The following is a 16,797-nucleotide window of genomic DNA, read 5'->3' as shown; positions in this document are numbered from 1 at the left end:
AAGTAAACGAAAGAAGCGGTGGGTTGTACCTTTTTAGGGACGAAACTTCACGTAAAGATACTCGTCCCAGTACGCATCACCTTTGTAGACGGCTTGTTTATGAATGGCTTCCAGCGCAAAGCCAGCTTTTTCGAGTACGCGCATGGAAGCCGTATTGAAGCTAAACACCCCGGCGTAGATCCGGTGAATGTCGGTAGTAGCAAACGCTTCCGCCACGATCTGCCGTACGGCTTCCGTCACGTACCCTTTGCCCCAGTAGGGCTCCGCCAGCCAGTATCCCACTTCGGCACTGTAGCGGTAGACGTCCCTCTGCCTGATAAGTCCTATGCCCCCGATCAGCTGATCATCCAGCGCAATGACCCGATTGATCTGCGGACTATTTTCGCGGTCACTGATGCATATATCCAGCCACCGGTAGGCATCGGCCTCTGTATAGGGCGACGGAAAAGCATCCCGTACATTAGCTGCTATGCGGGGGTTGTTGGCAAACCGTACCAAGTCCTGCTTATCAGCAAATCGGTAAGGACGCAGTTGAATACTCATGCCGCCAGGCTCAGTGTGTGATAGAGTGGTACCAGGGCTGATAGACTCAATGATCGTTGAGCAGGTATACGCTCAGGCCGCGGGCACCGTGCGCCCCAATAACCAGCGATTGCTCAATATCGGCGGTCTTCGAAGGTCCAGCAATGAAGCACCCCCAGCCCGACTCGGAGATATTGACCCGCTCCATGGCCTCGTGCATGGTATTGACGATCTCGTTGCGGCGGATCACAATGCCCAGGTACTGCGTAATGAAGGGTAGCACGCGGTGTGTAACGTGCTTTTCAGATACCCAGATGGCGCCATTTTCGGCCACGCCAAACGCTCCTTCTATCACCGCTACGTTGATCAGTTCCAGCTCGTGTGGATCCTCCACGTTCAGGCTGAAATCCGCCCAGTCGGCCAGGAAGGGAATGGTGGTAGCCCTATTGTTAAAGTCGTTGAAGGTAGTATCCAGGCGTACCCGTATCTCCTGCCAGCCGTTGGCCAGTTCGGCTACTCCCCCGTTCAGGTTGATCATCTCCGAAAACTTCCCCACCGGATCATCGTAGCGGATGGGGTTCTGGGGAGCAGAGGGTAGTTCGGTAGGGTCGGGCTGAGCCGCCTTTATTTTGTTCAGCATGTTGTCACGAGAGTTCATAAGCGACTCTTTCTAGTTAAAGCTTGAAAGCCTGGCGGGCCAGCAACTGCCAGCCGTTCCCCTTGCGGGTCCATACCTGTAGTACGCCCAGGTTGGTCTTCATCCGGTTGCCTCCGTCAATGACATCAGCGATCATCTTGTGGCGTACTATCGCGGTGTTACCCACTATGCTCACCTTCATGTCGGGCATCTCCATCGTTTCGTACACGGTTTTACCAGACATGACGGCGTTCAGAAACTCCGCTTTCGTTTCCATCAGACCACTCGAATGCCCGTACGAAAGCTCTTCGGCCAGGACGCCCTTCAGAGCGGCTTCATTTTTTGCAATCAGGGCATTCTTCCAGGTATCAATGGCTGTCAGCACCTGCTTTTCCTGCGCGGATTGAGCCAGGGCTGAGCAGTACGACAACAGTACGAATACAAGTACGGGTAAGGCTTTTTTCATAAGATGTAGATATGTAGGTGAATAGGTACCTTATAAAGCGTACTACCTACTAATTATACGGATGAAAAGTATATTTATCATGTAGGTAACCGGCAGGCTACACCTTCTCCTTTAGTACCTCCTCTATCAAGGTGTACTTAATACTTGATCCGTCAGCCGGCGGATTTTTAATGGGTTCTGTTTTTACCTTTAATGTATAAATATAGCCCGGCTCATAGTTGAAGCCCTCAATAGGAGAGTAAAAGAACTCCCAGGTCTGGCTGCCTACTTTATCTCCCATCTGCACCTGCAGACATTCCATCGGCCCATGAGCACCGGTACAGCTGGCTTTGGTATCTCTGACCATCATGATGATCTGATTATCCACATTATCCTTTTTGCAGGAAAAGGCAAATACAATTACAAATAGTAAAAAAAGGTACTGTTTCATTTTCATTTCTTAAAGCGTTTGTTTCTCTCACTGACCCGTAAACTCCGTCATCCGTTGCAAACACTCCGGACTAGTTCTTTCAGCCAGTGTTGTAATATTACTTCCCGCCCCGGTTCCGTATGTACCATTCCCGGAAGCTCTCTTTCGGTGGCTCGGGCATTTCGCGCTGCTTGAACCAGGGGTTCAGGCTGTTGTTAGTTACTCCGGGCAGGGCCCGCATGACGGTACGCCCCAGCTTACCCGACCACTGGTAGAAGCGGGGCTGCGAGAGCACGGCCGCCATGGTTTTGATGCCCATAGTTTTGGTAGTCGGCACATAGCCTCCCTTGGCTAATACCTGCCGCCACTTGTAGAGCTGGTCGTGGATGTCGATCTTGACCGGACATACATTGGAGCAGCTACCACACAGGGTACTCGCAAAGGGCAGATCGGCATTTTTGGTCATGTCCAGGTTAGGAGCCAGTATGGAGCCAATGGGGCCAGCCACTGCATTGTGGTAGCTGTGTCCCCCGCTGCGGCGGTACACCGGGCAGGTATTCATACAGGCCCCACAGCGGATACACTTCAGGGAGTTGCGGAAGTCGGGGCGGCCCAATTGAGTACTTCGGCCGTTGTCCACGATTACGATGTGCATCTCCTGTCCCGGACGCGGCTGCTGAAAGTAGCTACTATAGGTGGTAATAGGCTGCCCGGTGGCACTCCGCGCCAGCAGGCGCAGGAACACGCCCAGGTGCCCGGCCCGCGGGATCAGCTTCTCGAAGCCCATACAGGCAATGTGTACATCGGCCAGGTGCGCGCCCATGTCGGCGTTGCCTTCGTTGGTACATACCATGAATCCGCCCGTTTCGGCAATGGCAAAGTTGACACCCGTCAGAGCTACCCGGCGGGTCACAAACTTCTCGCGCAGGTGTTGCCGGGCCGCCTCCGTCAGGTACTGCGGATCGGTAGCACCTGCTTCGGTACCCAGGTGCTCGTGGAAGAGGTCACCGATGTCTTTTTTCTTGAGGTGAATGGCCGGCAGTACTATGTGGCTGGGGGGCTCCTGGCGCAGCTGCACAATGCGCTCGCCCAAGTCCGTATCTACTACTTCGATGCCCAGGTCGGTCAGGTACTCGTTGAGGTGGCACTCCTCCGTAAGCATGGACTTACTCTTGACCATGCGGGTCACGTTGTGCTTCCGGATGATCTCCCCCACGATGCGGTTATGTTCAGCCGCATCAACCGCCCAGTGTACCTGCACCCCATTGGCCAGGGCTTTCTTCTCAAACTCTACCAGCAACTCATGCATGTGGGAGAGCACGTAGTGCTTGATCCGGGAAGCCGTCTCGCGTAGTACTTCCCACTCCGGGATCTGAAAGGCAGCTTTATCACGTTTCTGACGCACAAACCACAGCGTTTCGTCGTGCCAGTTCACGTATGATTCATCACGATTAAAGGCTTCTGAAGCCCTGGCATGATCAGTTTCGGCCTTGTACATAGTTAATTGGGTAGTTCTTCACAATAAGTTAATAGTACTATTAAAACAATCTTCATAGCACTATCCATAATCGTTGCACTATTCTAATTTGTTACTTTACAATACAAACAACTTTCAACGAGTGGTCAAAAAGTACTATTGTACTGTAAATGAGGATGTGATACCTTTGAATCACAAAGTTTTTCGACCGGAGATTCGGGGTCTGAACTAAGTTTAATTTAACTTTTTTTAGACAGATTCAAATTAAAACTCCTATGAAAACAAAAAACATCCTTATCACCGCGGCCCTGTTGGGCGCCCTTTCGGCCGGAGCCGGCTCCCATGCCTTCGCTCAGTCTGCCGACACCCAAGCTGAAGAAAAGACTCCGTATGTATCGAGTCTGTATATTCAGGAAATGAAACCCATGCAATTCCGGGTTTCTTTCAAAAACCCTCTGGAAAATAAATTGACAGTACGAATTGTTGACACTGATCATAACGTACTGTACTCTGAATATAATAGTACCACAGCGAATTATCTGAAGTATTTTGATTTATCTCCGCTTTCGGATGGTAGATATACCTTCGAAATCACGGACGGTAAAGAGAAGTACACTCAGTCATTCGACATCATGACACAGACCCGTCGGATAGCTACTGCCAAAAACTAACGACTGGCTGTTTCTTCTCAGATCTTGATTTCCTTGAAACTTTGTATGGTTCCGGTGCACCGAATGCGCCGGAACTTTTTGTTACTGGTGGTTCAGGATCTCAGCAATATGCTTTACCTGTACCCGGGAGCCTTTGCGCTTCAGGATACCCTGCAGGTGCATAAGGCAGCTCATATCCGCTCCTGTGATATACTCCGCTCCGTGCCGTTCGTGATCGGCTACCCGGTCTTTGCCCATCTTGACCGATACGGCCTCTTCGCTCACGCAGAAAGTACCTCCAAAGCCACAGCATTCATCCATGCGGTCCAGGGTTACCAGCTCCAGCCCCTGTACCTTACTGAGCAAGGCTTCGGGCTTGGAGAAAGCGGGAGCATTGAGCTCCGACATCTGCGCCAGGCCCAGACCCCGCTGCCCGTGGCAGCTCTGGTGCAGGCCTACCCGGTGGGGGAAGTTCGCCTGCAGATCCGTAACCTTTACTATATCCGTCAGGAACTCCACCAGCTCATACACCTTGGTGCGTACGCCCGTGGCCGCCTGCTCGTCCTGGTCGGAATGCAGGTGATCCTTGATATGCAGCGTACAACTACCCGAAGGGCATACGATGTAGTCAAACTCACCAAAGTTACGGATGAAAAGATTGTTGCAGTCGTTGGTAAGATGCTCAAAGCCCGAGTTGGCCATGGGCTGGCCGCAGCAGGTATGCTGCAGCGGAAACTGGACCGTACACCCTACCCGTTCGAGTATTTCCAGCGTGGCTATGGCCACTCCGGGGTAGAACTGGTCCACGTAACAGGGAATAAATAGACCTACTTTCAAGACTAATTCAGCTAGAGCTGGGTTAGATTTACCAAAATTCAACGGTGGCTACAATCGGGAAATGATCAGAGGCATCCCGATCCTGCCTGAGTACTTTATAGTTTTTTACATTGACCCGCGTATTCTGCAGTACCATGATATAATCCAGGCGGTCGCCGGGTACGCCTTCCGTCCAGGTAGGCAGCAGAGAGCCGCGGGCGGCATCCAGCCACTTCTTCCGGAACGAGAAGTACGGCTGCTCGTTGGGTCGGGCTCCCATATCCATCGCCAGCAGTACCGGCTGGATACTCTCGGCCAGCATGTGGTTGATGTAGGCAGCCTGCAAGGCCCGATCGTATACCGAAGCATACTCAAGCCGAGCATTACAGAAGCGGAACGTCAGGCTCTTTGAGTGCCGGATCAGGCCACACAGCAGTACCCTCGGATCAGCCCCGGGCGTAGCGGGTAACTTCAGCTTCTGTGATTTCTCGATCGGCCACCTCGACAGTATGCCTACCCCCTGGTTACCGTCCGACGTAGAGTCGGCAGCTCCGTAGATGTAGTGCATACCCGTCTGCAGGGCCAGCTGGCGCAGCTGAAAGCGTACTTCTCCGTCTATCCGGGTACTATCTACAGCCTGCAGCGCTACCAGATGGGGCTTCTGCTCCTGTATGACCCGCAGGATAGACCGCAGGTTAGACTTACCCCAGCGGTTTTCGCCGTGCCTCACGTTAAAGCTCAGGATCTTGATTTCAACGGCTCTCCGCGGCTGGGAGGCCACCATTGTCATCAAGACAGCAACCAACACCACACTTCCACAAAACTTTTTCAAGATAGAATCTCACATTAGTAATACTGTCATTCACTATCCTGCAAGTCAAACATTTTTTTCATCAGTACCCATTTTTCACCGGGCCTGGCCGTTGGAAGCGCCTGCTGGTACTTCCACATGAGCTGCTCCCATTTCTGTACTATCTCATTATTCTCGTCCATTACCGCCTTATGTTCAAAGCTGAACTCATCACGGGTGTCCATGATCATGAACAGGCGGTTGCCCAGGCGGAATATCTGCATCTGTATAATACCCGAGTCCAGGATGCTCTCCCGGATTTCGGGCCAGATACTTTTGTGATGGGCCTCGTATTCTGCTATCATAGCAGGATCGTCCTTCAGGTCAAGAGCCAGGCAATATCGCTTCATGGTAGTTACAGATTAAGCGCGAACGCGTGAACCGCTGGCCGCATAGTATACAATGAACGCAAAACAAAGCAACGGCACGACCAGCGCGTAAGCAGGCCCCAGTTTGAATAAGGCACCCGCAGCCATGGGCATGATAGCGCCCCCCACAATAGCCATGATCACCAGCGAAGAAGCTAGCTTTGACTCCGCCCCTAGCCCCTTGGTCGATAAGGCAAATATGGTCGGGAACATAATAGAGTGACAGAAGTACGTCAGGCTAAGGCAGATCACCGCGGTAAGCCCTCCGGTAAGCATGGCTGCCAGCATAAGTATAGTAGCTCCGGCCGCGTACCAGGTCAGTACCCGGTTGGATGACATACGGGACATCAGCGAAGTACCTACAAAACGCCCCAGCATAAACAGCACCAGCGCGAACGAAGCATGATAACCGGCGATCTGGGTTTGAGTCAGAGCGGTAGTAGTCCCGGAGATGGAGTTGATCAGGTTCATGTACCCTTCGGCTAGTGACCAGTGCTCCTCCCGCGAAAAATCCAGTTTGAAATCCACAAAGTACCCCCACAGTACAGTCTGCGCGCCTACGTTCAGGAACTGCGCGATGATACCCAGCGTCAGGTGGCGGTGACGGAAAAGCGACATGATGGAGATGTTGTTACCTGCATCGTCCTCGTCTTCTGTTACCGGTTCGGGCATGCGGGTAACTGTAAAGAGCAAGGCTACAAACAGTACCAGCGCTCCGATAAAGAGGTAAGGCCCCTGCACCGAAAGTGCCTCCTGGATCCTGATCTGCTCCGCTTCGACGGCTGGCATGGAAGCCAGGCTTTCGGTGGTATATTCGGTTTTGGCGAAGATAAATAGGGCTCCGATGATAGGCCCGAGTATGAGGCTGATGCCGTTGAACGACTGCGCAAAGTTGATACGCCACTCGGCCTTGTCCGGGTCACCAAGTACCGTTACGTACAGGTTAGCGGCCGTTTCCAGAAAAGCCAGTCCGCTGGCGATGGTAAAGAGGGCCAGCAGGAAGAAACCATATACCCTCACCGAGGCCGCCGGGTAGAACAAGAAAGCTCCGGCCGCGTACAGCAGCAGCCCAAACAGGATACCTTTCTTGTAGCCATAGCGCCGCATGAAGTACCCCGCCGGCAGAGCCATAAAGAAGTACCCCATATAAAAGGCGAAGTCGATAATACCGGCCTGGAAACGATTCAAATCAAGCGCGATCTGAAACTGCTTGATAAGAGTACCGTTGAGGGAGTTGGCCAGTCCCCACAGAAAGAACAGGCTGGTGACAAGGGCCAGCGGGAGAAAATAGCTACTACCCGAAGCAGAGGAAGTCTTGACGTTGGATTTGGCAGAAGGAGGCGGAATGGATGCCATACGTTAGTAACGAGTAATTGGGTAAAAACAGATTTTTTATAGTTTACGGCTCCTGCTCACAGCAGCAGCCAGTACAGGTCATAGCTTATGAAATAGCACGATCCAGGTGGGTATAGCCACCATCTACAAACAGCCACTGCCCCGTGGTGTGCGACGACCGGTCCGACAGCATAAACAGCACCGTATCGGCAATTTCGGCCGCGGTAGTCATTCGCTTCTCCAGAGGAATACGCTGCTCGATCAGTTGTCTCTGCTGCCCCGGATCCGGGAAAGTGTTGAGCCAATTTTCGTACAAGGGAGTCATTACTTCCGCCGGAATGACGGCATTGACCCGTATACCAAAAGGCAGCAACTCCACCGCCCACTCACGGGTGAGGGACAGCACGCCTCCCTTGGCCGCTACGTAGCCGGATGTACCTCCCTGGCCTGTTATGGCGGTTTTGGAGGCAATGTTTACAATAGCTCCCCGGGTGGCCTTGAGCTCCGGAGCCACAAAATGTGTCAGGTTGTAGAAGTGGTAAAGATTCCGGTGAAGCGATTTATCGAAAGCCTCCGGCGTACCATTCAGCAGGCTTACTCCATCGTTGATACCCGCGTTATTCACCAGACCGTCAATGCGGCTGTACTTCTGGATGATGGTATTGACGGCCTTCCGGCACATATCCACATCCGTCAGGTCAAAAGTAAAGTAGGTAACGTTCTGTAGCTCCTCCGACAGGCTTAGGGACGCTTCTTCGTCCAGATCAAAAATAATGGGGTGAGCACCTTCGGCCACCAGCCCTCGTACGATGGCCGCCCCTATTCCTTTCGCGCCTCCGGTTACGATAATGTATTTATCTTGTAAGTATAGATCCATTCAGTGAAGCAGTTACCTGATTAGTCGGTTGTATAGTGGTGTTAGCGGTCCAGGTTATAAAACTGGACCGCATTCAATCCAAGTATTTTTTCTTTTTCGGTGGCGGAGAAACCTTTCATGTACTCCACCAGGATATTCTTCATTTCACCATAGTCAGCAGCCACCAGACATACCGGCCAGTCGGAGCCAAAGAGCAGCCGATCCGTACCGAAGGCTTCAAACACCACGTCCAGATACGGCCGGAAGTCTTCGGCTTTCCAGTGGTGCCAGTCAGCCTCAGTGACCATACCCGACACCTTGCAGTGTACATTGGGGTATTGAGCCATTCGCCGCATAGCGGCTGCCCATTCGTCTACCTTCCCCTCTTTGATGTAAGGCTTCGCCAGGTGGTCTATGACCATCTTCACCTCCGGAAGCTGCTCCACAAAGTAGGTAGCGGCTTCCAGTTGCGTTGGATAAATCAGGATGTCATAGGTAAAATCAAACGCTACCAGCTGACGAACTCCCTTTATAAAATCAGCCTGCCGGAGAAAATCATCCGGCTCGGCCTGTACTACATGCCGAAAACCTTTTAGCTCCTCAAACTGAGAGTAAAACTCCAGACGGTCGTAAAGGTTATCAGCCCGCAGATCCACCCAGCCTACCACGCCCTTTACAAAGCTGTTGGCTTCGGCCAGTTGCAGCAGAAACTGGGTCTCTGCCTCCGACTGCGCGGCCTGTACGGCCACGCAGCCATCGATGCCATTGGCCTGTAGTACAGGACCCAGATCGGCCGGCAGAAAGTTACGGCGTATCACCTCCATTTCGGGAGTAATCCAGGCATCACGCTCAGGATCGTAAATCCAGAAATGCTGATGTGCGTCAATGGTCATGAGTCAGCAGTTAAGTTAGAGGTTATACCAGGGCTACCCGGGGTTTCCAGGCTTCGGCCGTTTGGCGCTGCTCACCCAGGCCTTCAATGCCCAGCTCTACCACATCACCGGGCTTGAGGTACACGGGTGGCTTCATACCCAGGCCTACGCCTTCGGGGGTACCCGTTGATATCACGTCGCCCGGGAGCAGGGTCATAAACTGGCTGAGGTAGCTGATCAGCTTTGGGATACCGAATATGAGGTCGGACGTAGACGAATCCTGAATCTTAGTACCATTCAGCGACAGCCACAGGCGCAGGTTATGCGGATCAGCTACTTCGTCTTTGGTGACCAGGTAAGGTCCCAGCGGGGCGAAGGTATCGTTGCTTTTGCCTTTTACCCACTGACCGCTGCGCTCCAGCTGAAACTCCCGCTCCGAATAGTCATTATGCAGGGCATACCCGGCCACATAGTCCATGGCTTCGGCCTCTTCTACATAACTGGCCCGGCGTCCTATCACCACCGCCAGCTCCACTTCCCAGTCGGTTTTGACGGAATTGCGGGGGATAACTACATTGTCATTAGGACCGCAGAGGGCTGTAGTAGCCTTAAAAAATACCACCGGCTCTTTGGGGGGCTCCATGCCTGACTCGGCCGCGTGGCGGGCGTAGTTGAGTCCGATACAAATAATCTTGGACGGACGCGCTACGCAGGAACCATAGCGAAAGCCCTCTTCCACTACCGGACAGGCATCCGCGTTGGCGGAGAGCCACTCAGCCAGTCGCTCTACACCGCCGGTTGTAAAAAATTTCTCGTTATAATCTTCTCCAAAAGCGGAGATATCAATCATTCGTCCATCGGGAAGTAGTACTCCTGGTTTCTCCTTTTCGTATGCGCCAAAGCGGAAGAGTTTCATTATATGTAAAGTTTATGAGTTTAGAGTAAATGAGTGTATGAGTAGTGTTGATTGTCGAAATTCAGCATTCGAAAATCCACTTAGTTGTTTAGTTTTTCGAAACCACCGTCGATCAGGTAGTCACAGCCGGTAATGAAGGAGGCTTCGTCGGAGCAGAGGTACAGCGCCAGCCCGGCTATCTCCTCCGGCTTCGCCATGCGTCCAATCGGTTGTGTTTTGGAAAGTTTGTCGAACATCTCTTTCTCCTGGCCGGGGTAGTTCTTGGCCAGAAAGCCATCCACAAAGGGAGTATGTACCCGGGCGGGCGAAATGCTGTTGCAGCGGATGCCGTCGGCCAGGTAGTCTTTGGCTACTGATAGGGTCATAGTATAGACAGCGCCCTTGCTGGTAGAGTACGCGAAGCGGTCGGGTATACCCACGGTAGCCGCAATAGAAGCCATGTTGAGGATAACGCCACCACCCGCCTGCTGCAGGTGAGGAATTACGGCAAAGAGGCAGTTGTATACCCCTTTGATATTGACATTAAGAATGCGGTCAAAATCTTCCTCTGAGGTAGTATGAGCCTTGCCCACGTGAGCGATGCCCGCGTTATTGACCAGTATGTTGATGGTATGCTGCTCAGAGATCTGATTGATCACCTCTACCACTTCGGCTTGCTTAGAGATATCCACCTTGTGCGCCTGGGCCTGCCCCCCCTCCTGCTTTATTTGCTCAGCTACCTGGCTGGCCAGATCAGCATTGAGCTCAAGAATGTGTACATAGGCCCCCTGACGGGCAAATGTCTGGGAAATGGCCAGACCAATGCCGCTGGCTCCACCGGTGACCAATACTACTTTATTATCTAATCGGAACATTGTTAGGATAGATGCTGAGTGAACTACTAGGTAGGTTTAGATTATATCAACTATTAAGAGGACGTTGTTTTTCAAACATAACCATGAAACTACATAACTTTTTGTGGACAATGCTAATCCTGCATAATTTCTTTTGGTACCCTCACACTCCACCTTAAATCAAAGCAACGCTTAACAAATTGTTCTACAGAACGTTGTACTCCTAAAAGAATACAGGTATGAAAACAGCCATTTCAATGTATAATAAGGCATTTCTGGGCCTCATGCTTCTGATCGGTTGCAGCTCTTCCGAGCAGGACCCGGGTACAGGACCACAGGGTCCGGACAACGGTGCCGCCACCTATACTGCTACGGATGCATTCCCCCGACTGAAGTTCAGATCGCCGGTGGACCTAACCTATGCGCCTGATGGCTCCAATCGCCTCTTTGTGCTGGAGCAGGAAGGTATCATCCGGGTATTTGAGAATAAAGCCGACGCCAGTTCAGCGCAGGTATTCCTCGATATTAGCAATAAAGTGACCGATGGCGGAGAGCGCGGTTTGCTGGGTATAGCCTTTCACCCCGACTACCGGACCAACGGCTACTTCTTTGTCAACTACACCCGATCGAGTCCGCTCGAAACGGTGATAGCCCGCTACAAAGTGGATCCGTCCAATCCTACTACGGCTGATCCGGCCAGCGAGACTATCCTGCTTACCTTCCCGCAGCCTTACTCCAACCACAACGGAGGGGCCGTCAAGTTTGGGCCAGATGGGTACCTGTACGTATCGGTGGGTGACGGAGGAAGCGGCGGCGACCCGCAGAATAACGCCCAGAACCGCAACAACCTGCTGGGTACTATACTGCGACTGGATGTAAATGCTACTACCAAGGGCAACTACGGCATACCTGACGGGAATCCATTTAAGGGAAATACACAGCAGGGGCGGGAGGAGATCTACGCGTACGGCCTGCGTAACCCGTGGCGGATGAGCTTCGACAGCCAGACCGGCGCGTTATGGACCGGTGATGTGGGTCAGAACTCCATCGAAGAGATTGATATCATCAAAGCCGGGGGTAACTACGGCTGGCGCATTAAGGAAGGTAATGATTGTTTCAATCCATCTTCCAACTGTAATGAACAGGGACTCGTAGCGCCTATCTTTACGTACTCGCAACGCAACGGCGACAAGTCCATCACGGGAGGGTATGTATACCGCGGCAGCAACCTAGCCGACCTGAAAGGCAAGTACATCTACGGCGACTTTGTGAGCGGAAAGGTATGGGCGCTGGAGTTTACCGGAGAAAAAGCATCCGATAACCGGCTGGTCACCAATCTGGCGGGGACCATATCTGCCTTTGGCGTAGATGCCAATAACGAACTCTACATCCTCAATTACGGCGACGGCAAGATCATGAAGCTGGCAGCTGAGAAAGAGTGAATGGTGAATGAGTGATTTTTGAGTGTGTGAGTTTATGATTTATAAATAAGGGAGGAGGATGGACCTTGCGGCTCATCCTCCTCCCTTATTTATAAACCCTATATATTCAAGTAAAAAAGCTTTTCGCTCTTCACTTTTAACTCTTCACTACCTTAAAGCGATACCCCTCGCTTCCAGGGGATAAAGTCATCCTGTCCGAGTTGCTGGGCCTTGGTAAGTACTTCGCCGCTGGCTATTTTGATCACACATTCCAGCAGGGCCTCGGCATTCTGCTCGATGGATTGCTCACCCGATACCACCGGACCGCTGTCGAAGTCGATCACATCCGGCATACGGTTGGCCAGGGCCGTATTGGTAGATACCTTCACCACGGGGCAGATGGGGTTTCCGGTTGGGGTACCCAAGCCTGTAGTAAACAGGATGATATTGGCTCCCGAAGCCGTTTTGCCCGTGGTAGCTTCCACATCGTTACCCGGAGTACATACCAGGTGCAGGCCTGGATTATTAGCCCGTTCGGTGTAGTTGAGTACATCGGCAATGGGGGCGTTACCACCCTTACGGGCCGCTCCCGCCGACTTGATGGCGTCGGTGATGAGTCCGTCCTTGATGTTACCGGGCGAAGGATTAAACGCAAACGCTGACCCAACGGCGTCGGCCTTGGATGAGTAGTCGCGCATGAGTTTTTCAAATTTAGCCGCTTTCTCCTCCGTCACGCAGCGGTTCAATAGTTCCTGCTCTACGCCGTGTAGTTCCGGAAACTCCGCCAGCAGCGTCTGTCCGCCAAGTGATACCACGATATCTGATAAATGCCCCAGTACCGGATTGGCCGATATACCCGAGAATCCATCCGATCCACCGCATTTGAGACCTACCGAGAGCTTGGTCAGCGGAGCAGCTTCACGCTCCTGTTTATTGGCCTCTACCAGTCCCAGGAACGTCTGCTTGATAGCACCGGACATCAGTGAGTACTCAGTACCTGCCTGTTGCTCAAATACGTACATGGGCTTGTTGAAGTGCGGATCGCGCTTCTTGATTTCATCTTCCAGCGTTTGCAGTTCGGAGTTCTGACATCCCAGACTCAGTACCGTCACACCTGCAACATTGGGATGTACCGCGTACGAAGCAAACAGCGCGCAGAGGGTATTAGCATCTTGACGGGTACCTCCGCAGCCTCCTTCGTGCGTCAGGAACTTGATTCCATCTACATTGCGGAAAGGGCGATCAGCGGCACCGGCTACGTTGGCAGTGGCATTCGCCCCCGACAGGTAGTCATTCACCCCGCCAAAATCTCCGCCCTGCTGGTACGCACGCAGAAACTCCCGGACCTGCTGCCGGTACATATCCGACTGTGCATAGCCCAGTTCTTTTTCAAAAGCATCCTTTAGAATAAGTACATTGCGGTTTTCACAGAAGACCAGCGGTACCACCAGCCAGTAGTTGTAGGTACCTACGCGGCCATCGGGACGATGGTAGCCCATAAAGGTCCGGTCGGTCCACTTGCTTACGTCCAGCGGAGACCAGGAGTAGGGCTGGCGTTTGGCGGTGCTGTACCCTTCCGAGTCGTGCTTAAGATTAAAGGTAGTAATAGGCTCACCGCGACGAATAGGCTGCGTAGCCCGGCCCACCAGTACGCCGTACATAATAACCGCCCCACCGGGCGCTATATCTTCAGTAGCAAATTTATGCTTACCGTTTACTCCGTAAGGAAGAAGGTACTGCTCACCCCCCCACTCCGCCGTAGCATTGGCCGGCAAGTCACGCAGGGCCACAATGACATTATCATTGGGGTGAATTTTCAGAATTGACGATGACATAGGTAATAGATCATTTAATCCACAAATTAAGACCGAAAGTAGAGGATATACCCTTACAACATCTAATTTTTTTATAAAACTCCCTTTTTATTTATTGGTGGAGAATCCTTTTCTTTGATAGGAAAGTTTAATTCCAACTTGTTATAGCCATACTACCATTGCCTCATTATGATCAACGCCAACGTACTCAACCTATTTGACCAGACCATCCAGCAAGCCGAAGTACGTTTTGAGAATGGGCGTATAGTCAGTATCGTGGCCAGAGGCAAAGAAAACCCATCCCTGCCCTACCTGCTCCCCGGCTTTGTGGATGCCCACGTTCATATCGAGAGCTCCATGCTCACACCGGCGCAGTTTGCCCGCCTGGCGGTAGTACATGGTACCGTCGCTACGGTGTCCGATCCGCACGAAATAGCCAACGTACTGGGCGTTCCGGGGGTGGAGTATATGATCCAGGACGGGAAGCGGGTACCATTTAAGTTTTGCTTTGGTGCGCCCTCCTGCGTACCCGCCACGGCTTTCGAAACCGCCGGAGCCACCGTGAGCCCGAAGGATGTTCGTCGACTGCTGGGGATGAAGGAGATCGGATACCTGGCCGAGATGATGAACTTCCCGGGCGTACTCAATGAAGACCCCGACATGATGGCCAAGCTACGGCTGGCGCAGGCCTTTAATAAACCTATAGATGGTCATGCTCCCGGCCTACGGGGCGAGGCGGCCCGCCGATACGCCGAAGCCGGTATCTCCACCGATCACGAATGCTTTACCTACGAAGAGGCACGGGAGAAGATAGACTACGGCATGCACATCCTGATCCGGGAAGGAAGTGCCGCCCGCAACTTTGAGGCCCTGATCCCCCTGTTGGCTGAGTTCCCGAACCGGATCATGTTCTGCTCCGACGATAAGCACCCCGATAACCTGGTTGAAGGCCATATCAACCTGCTGGTGAAGCGGGCCCTGGCCAAAGGACACAAATTGTTCGATGTACTACAGGCAGCTTGCCTCAACCCGGTCCTGCACTACCGCCTGCCCGTGGGTCTGTTGCGTGAGGGCGACGCAGCCGACTTTATCGTTGTAGACAACCTCTCCGACTTTACCGTACTGCGTACCTACCTGAACGGCGAGATAGTAGCGGAGAACGGCCAGTCACTCCTGCCCGACCTGCGCAGCGAACATATCAACCAGTTTAACTGTACACCTAAGAGTCCCGACGACTTTACCTGTCTAGCTCCCGGTGATACATCAGCAGTACGGGTCATTGAGGCTCTGGAAGGCCAGCTCATTACAAATGCTCTCCTGGAGCCGGTTACACCTGTACAGGGAGTTGTACAAGCCGACCCCGCCCGTGACCTGCTTAAGATTACCGTCGTGAATCGCTATCAGGATACCGCACCGGCCGTAGCCTTCATCCGCAACTTTGGCCTTAAGAGCGGCGCTATCGCCTCCTCAGTGGGCCACGACTCTCATAATATAGTAGCCGTAGGCTGCGATGACGAATCTATATGTCAGGCAGTTAACCTCCTTATCGAAGCAAAGGGAGGCGTAGCCGCAGTAGGCAAGGGCGAGCAGCATGTACTGGCTCTACCCATAGCCGGCCTCATGACTGATCAAACCGGTTACGAAGTGGCTAACCACTATACAAGTATAGACAAATTTGTAAAAAACCAACTGGGCAGTACCCTCCAGTCGCCCTTCATGACCCTCTCATTTATGGCTCTTCTGGTCATTCCTTCCCTTAAATTAAGCGATAAAGGCCTCTTTGACGGGGACAGGTTTCAGTTCGTATCAACGTTTGGTAAAATTGGATAATATGCATACATACTTGTATAGTTTTTGTATACCGGTAAAATAATATATTGAAAATATTTTTTTTTAACGTTTTATTATGAATATATTTACAAGTGTAAAAATGACCCTTAATCCTAACCTAACCATTTCTAACCTCTCAAATGGCACACGTACGATACAAACAAGAAGAAGAACTGCGGTTCTGGAATCAGTTCCGTAAGGGTGACGAAAGCGCTTATGCCTGTCTATACCAGTCATACGTGCACATCCTTTACCAGTATTGTTCGCAGTTTACCATTGACAAGCCCCTTATTAAAGACTGCATTCACGACCTGTTCGTGGAACTGTGGCGCAACAGAACCACCATCGGTGATACCACTTCGGTTCGTTTTTACCTGATGGCTTCTATCAAGCGTAAACTGGTTCGCCACCTCAACGCTCAGCAAAAGCACACCAGCAATGAGGACATTCCGGTAGAATACTGGCACATCAACACTCCATCGTACGAAAGCCACCTGATCTCTGAGGAAGAATTCGATTCAACCAATCAACACCTCAACCTGGCCCTTAACCGCCTTCCCCGCCGTCAGCGCGAAGCCATCTTCCTGAAATTCTATATGAATATGAACAATCAGGAGATCGCTGATCTGATGAAAATCAACATCCAGTCGGTGTACAACCTTGTATTTGGTGCCCTGAGCAACCTCAAGAAGCACATGACCCTGGAGCGCGTAACCATTTGATAC

18 protein-coding genes are annotated in these 16,797 nt (G+C 52.1%); 4 read left to right on the top strand and 14 right to left on the bottom strand.

Features of this window, described 5'->3' with window-relative positions; translation table 11 throughout:
- Nucleotides 1-33 precede the first annotated feature (33 nt).
- The 5 genes from JTN23_RS01065 to JTN23_RS01045 form a co-directional block, all read right to left on the bottom strand.
- Nucleotides 34-543 carry a GNAT family N-acetyltransferase gene (locus JTN23_RS01065; protein ID WP_247231661.1) on the bottom strand — a complete coding sequence of 170 codons (510 nt, stop codon included), beginning with the start codon at nt 541-543 and terminating at the stop codon, nt 34-36.
- 46 nt (nt 544-589) lie between these two features.
- A complete protein-coding gene (locus JTN23_RS01060) occupies nt 590-1,180 on the bottom strand; it encodes a LutC/YkgG family protein (protein ID WP_247231659.1) in 591 nt (196 codons plus the stop codon).
- Nucleotides 1,181-1,196: 16 nt separating this feature from the next.
- Nucleotides 1,197-1,625, bottom strand: a complete 429-nt coding sequence (locus JTN23_RS01055) for a nuclear transport factor 2 family protein (RefSeq protein WP_247231657.1) — start codon at nt 1,623-1,625, stop codon at nt 1,197-1,199.
- 97 nt (nt 1,626-1,722) lie between these two features.
- On the bottom strand, nt 1,723-2,061 hold the full coding sequence (locus JTN23_RS01050) for a DUF4377 domain-containing protein (protein ID WP_247231655.1): 339 nt from the start codon (nt 2,059-2,061) through the stop codon (nt 1,723-1,725).
- 91 nt (nt 2,062-2,152) lie between these two features.
- Nucleotides 2,153-3,532 (bottom strand): lactate utilization protein B, encoded by a 1,380-nt coding sequence (locus JTN23_RS01045; RefSeq protein ID WP_247231653.1) that lies wholly within the window; start codon nt 3,530-3,532, stop codon nt 2,153-2,155.
- Nucleotides 3,533-3,786: 254 nt separating this feature from the next.
- Here JTN23_RS01045 and JTN23_RS01040 point away from each other — a divergent pair, with 254 nt between their 5' ends.
- Complete coding sequence (locus JTN23_RS01040; protein ID WP_247231651.1) at nt 3,787-4,182, top strand: DUF3244 domain-containing protein; 396 nt, start codon at nt 3,787-3,789, stop codon at nt 4,180-4,182.
- 81 nt (nt 4,183-4,263) lie between these two features.
- Here the strand turns inward: JTN23_RS01040 and JTN23_RS01035 are convergent, their stop codons facing one another.
- The 8 genes from JTN23_RS01035 to JTN23_RS01000 form a co-directional block, all read right to left on the bottom strand.
- On the bottom strand, nt 4,264-4,998 hold the full coding sequence (locus JTN23_RS01035; protein ID WP_247231648.1) for a (Fe-S)-binding protein: 735 nt from the start codon (nt 4,996-4,998) through the stop codon (nt 4,264-4,266).
- A 28-nt stretch (nt 4,999-5,026) separates the two neighbouring features.
- Nucleotides 5,027-5,809 carry an endonuclease/exonuclease/phosphatase family protein gene (locus JTN23_RS01030; protein WP_247231646.1) on the bottom strand — a complete coding sequence of 261 codons (783 nt, stop codon included), beginning with the start codon at nt 5,807-5,809 and terminating at the stop codon, nt 5,027-5,029.
- A gap of 26 nt (nt 5,810-5,835) precedes the next feature.
- Entirely contained in the window at nt 5,836-6,177 is a 342-nt protein-coding gene (locus JTN23_RS01025) for an L-rhamnose mutarotase (RefSeq protein WP_247231644.1), read from the bottom strand.
- Between the two features lie 12 nt (nt 6,178-6,189).
- Entirely contained in the window at nt 6,190-7,551 is a 1,362-nt protein-coding gene (fucP, locus tag JTN23_RS01020; protein ID WP_247231642.1) for an L-fucose:H+ symporter permease, read from the bottom strand.
- Nucleotides 7,552-7,636: 85 nt separating this feature from the next.
- A complete protein-coding gene (locus JTN23_RS01015; protein WP_247231639.1) occupies nt 7,637-8,407 on the bottom strand; it encodes an L-fucose dehydrogenase in 771 nt (256 codons plus the stop codon).
- A gap of 41 nt (nt 8,408-8,448) precedes the next feature.
- Nucleotides 8,449-9,279 (bottom strand): amidohydrolase family protein, encoded by an 831-nt coding sequence (locus tag JTN23_RS01010; RefSeq protein ID WP_247231637.1) that lies wholly within the window; start codon nt 9,277-9,279, stop codon nt 8,449-8,451.
- Nucleotides 9,280-9,301: 22 nt separating this feature from the next.
- On the bottom strand, nt 9,302-10,174 hold the full coding sequence (locus tag JTN23_RS01005) for a fumarylacetoacetate hydrolase family protein (protein ID WP_247231635.1): 873 nt from the start codon (nt 10,172-10,174) through the stop codon (nt 9,302-9,304).
- An 80-nt stretch (nt 10,175-10,254) separates the two neighbouring features.
- On the bottom strand, nt 10,255-11,028 hold the full coding sequence (locus tag JTN23_RS01000) for an SDR family NAD(P)-dependent oxidoreductase (protein WP_247231633.1): 774 nt from the start codon (nt 11,026-11,028) through the stop codon (nt 10,255-10,257).
- Nucleotides 11,029-11,246: 218 nt separating this feature from the next.
- Here JTN23_RS01000 and JTN23_RS00995 point away from each other — a divergent pair, with 218 nt between their 5' ends.
- Nucleotides 11,247-12,449, top strand: a complete 1,203-nt coding sequence (locus JTN23_RS00995; protein ID WP_247231631.1) for a PQQ-dependent sugar dehydrogenase — start codon at nt 11,247-11,249, stop codon at nt 12,447-12,449.
- A 152-nt stretch (nt 12,450-12,601) separates the two neighbouring features.
- Here the strand turns inward: JTN23_RS00995 and JTN23_RS00990 are convergent, their stop codons facing one another.
- Nucleotides 12,602-14,263 carry a UxaA family hydrolase gene (locus tag JTN23_RS00990; RefSeq protein ID WP_247231629.1) on the bottom strand — a complete coding sequence of 554 codons (1,662 nt, stop codon included), beginning with the start codon at nt 14,261-14,263 and terminating at the stop codon, nt 12,602-12,604.
- 168 nt (nt 14,264-14,431) lie between these two features.
- Here JTN23_RS00990 and ade point away from each other — a divergent pair, with 168 nt between their 5' ends.
- Nucleotides 14,432-16,072, top strand: coding sequence for an adenine deaminase (gene ade / locus JTN23_RS00985; RefSeq protein ID WP_247231627.1), 1,641 nt, complete (start codon nt 14,432-14,434; stop codon nt 16,070-16,072).
- A gap of 140 nt (nt 16,073-16,212) precedes the next feature.
- Nucleotides 16,213-16,794 (top strand): RNA polymerase sigma factor, encoded by a 582-nt coding sequence (locus JTN23_RS00980; protein WP_207505383.1) that lies wholly within the window; start codon nt 16,213-16,215, stop codon nt 16,792-16,794.
- Nucleotides 16,795-16,797 lie beyond the last annotated feature (3 nt).

The organism is Telluribacter roseus, from assembly GCF_017355915.2.
GTDB lineage: Bacteria > Bacteroidota > Bacteroidia > Cytophagales > Spirosomataceae > Telluribacter.
Note: the sequence above shows the minus strand (reverse complement) of the source record. Positions and strands in the feature narration are given on the sequence as shown.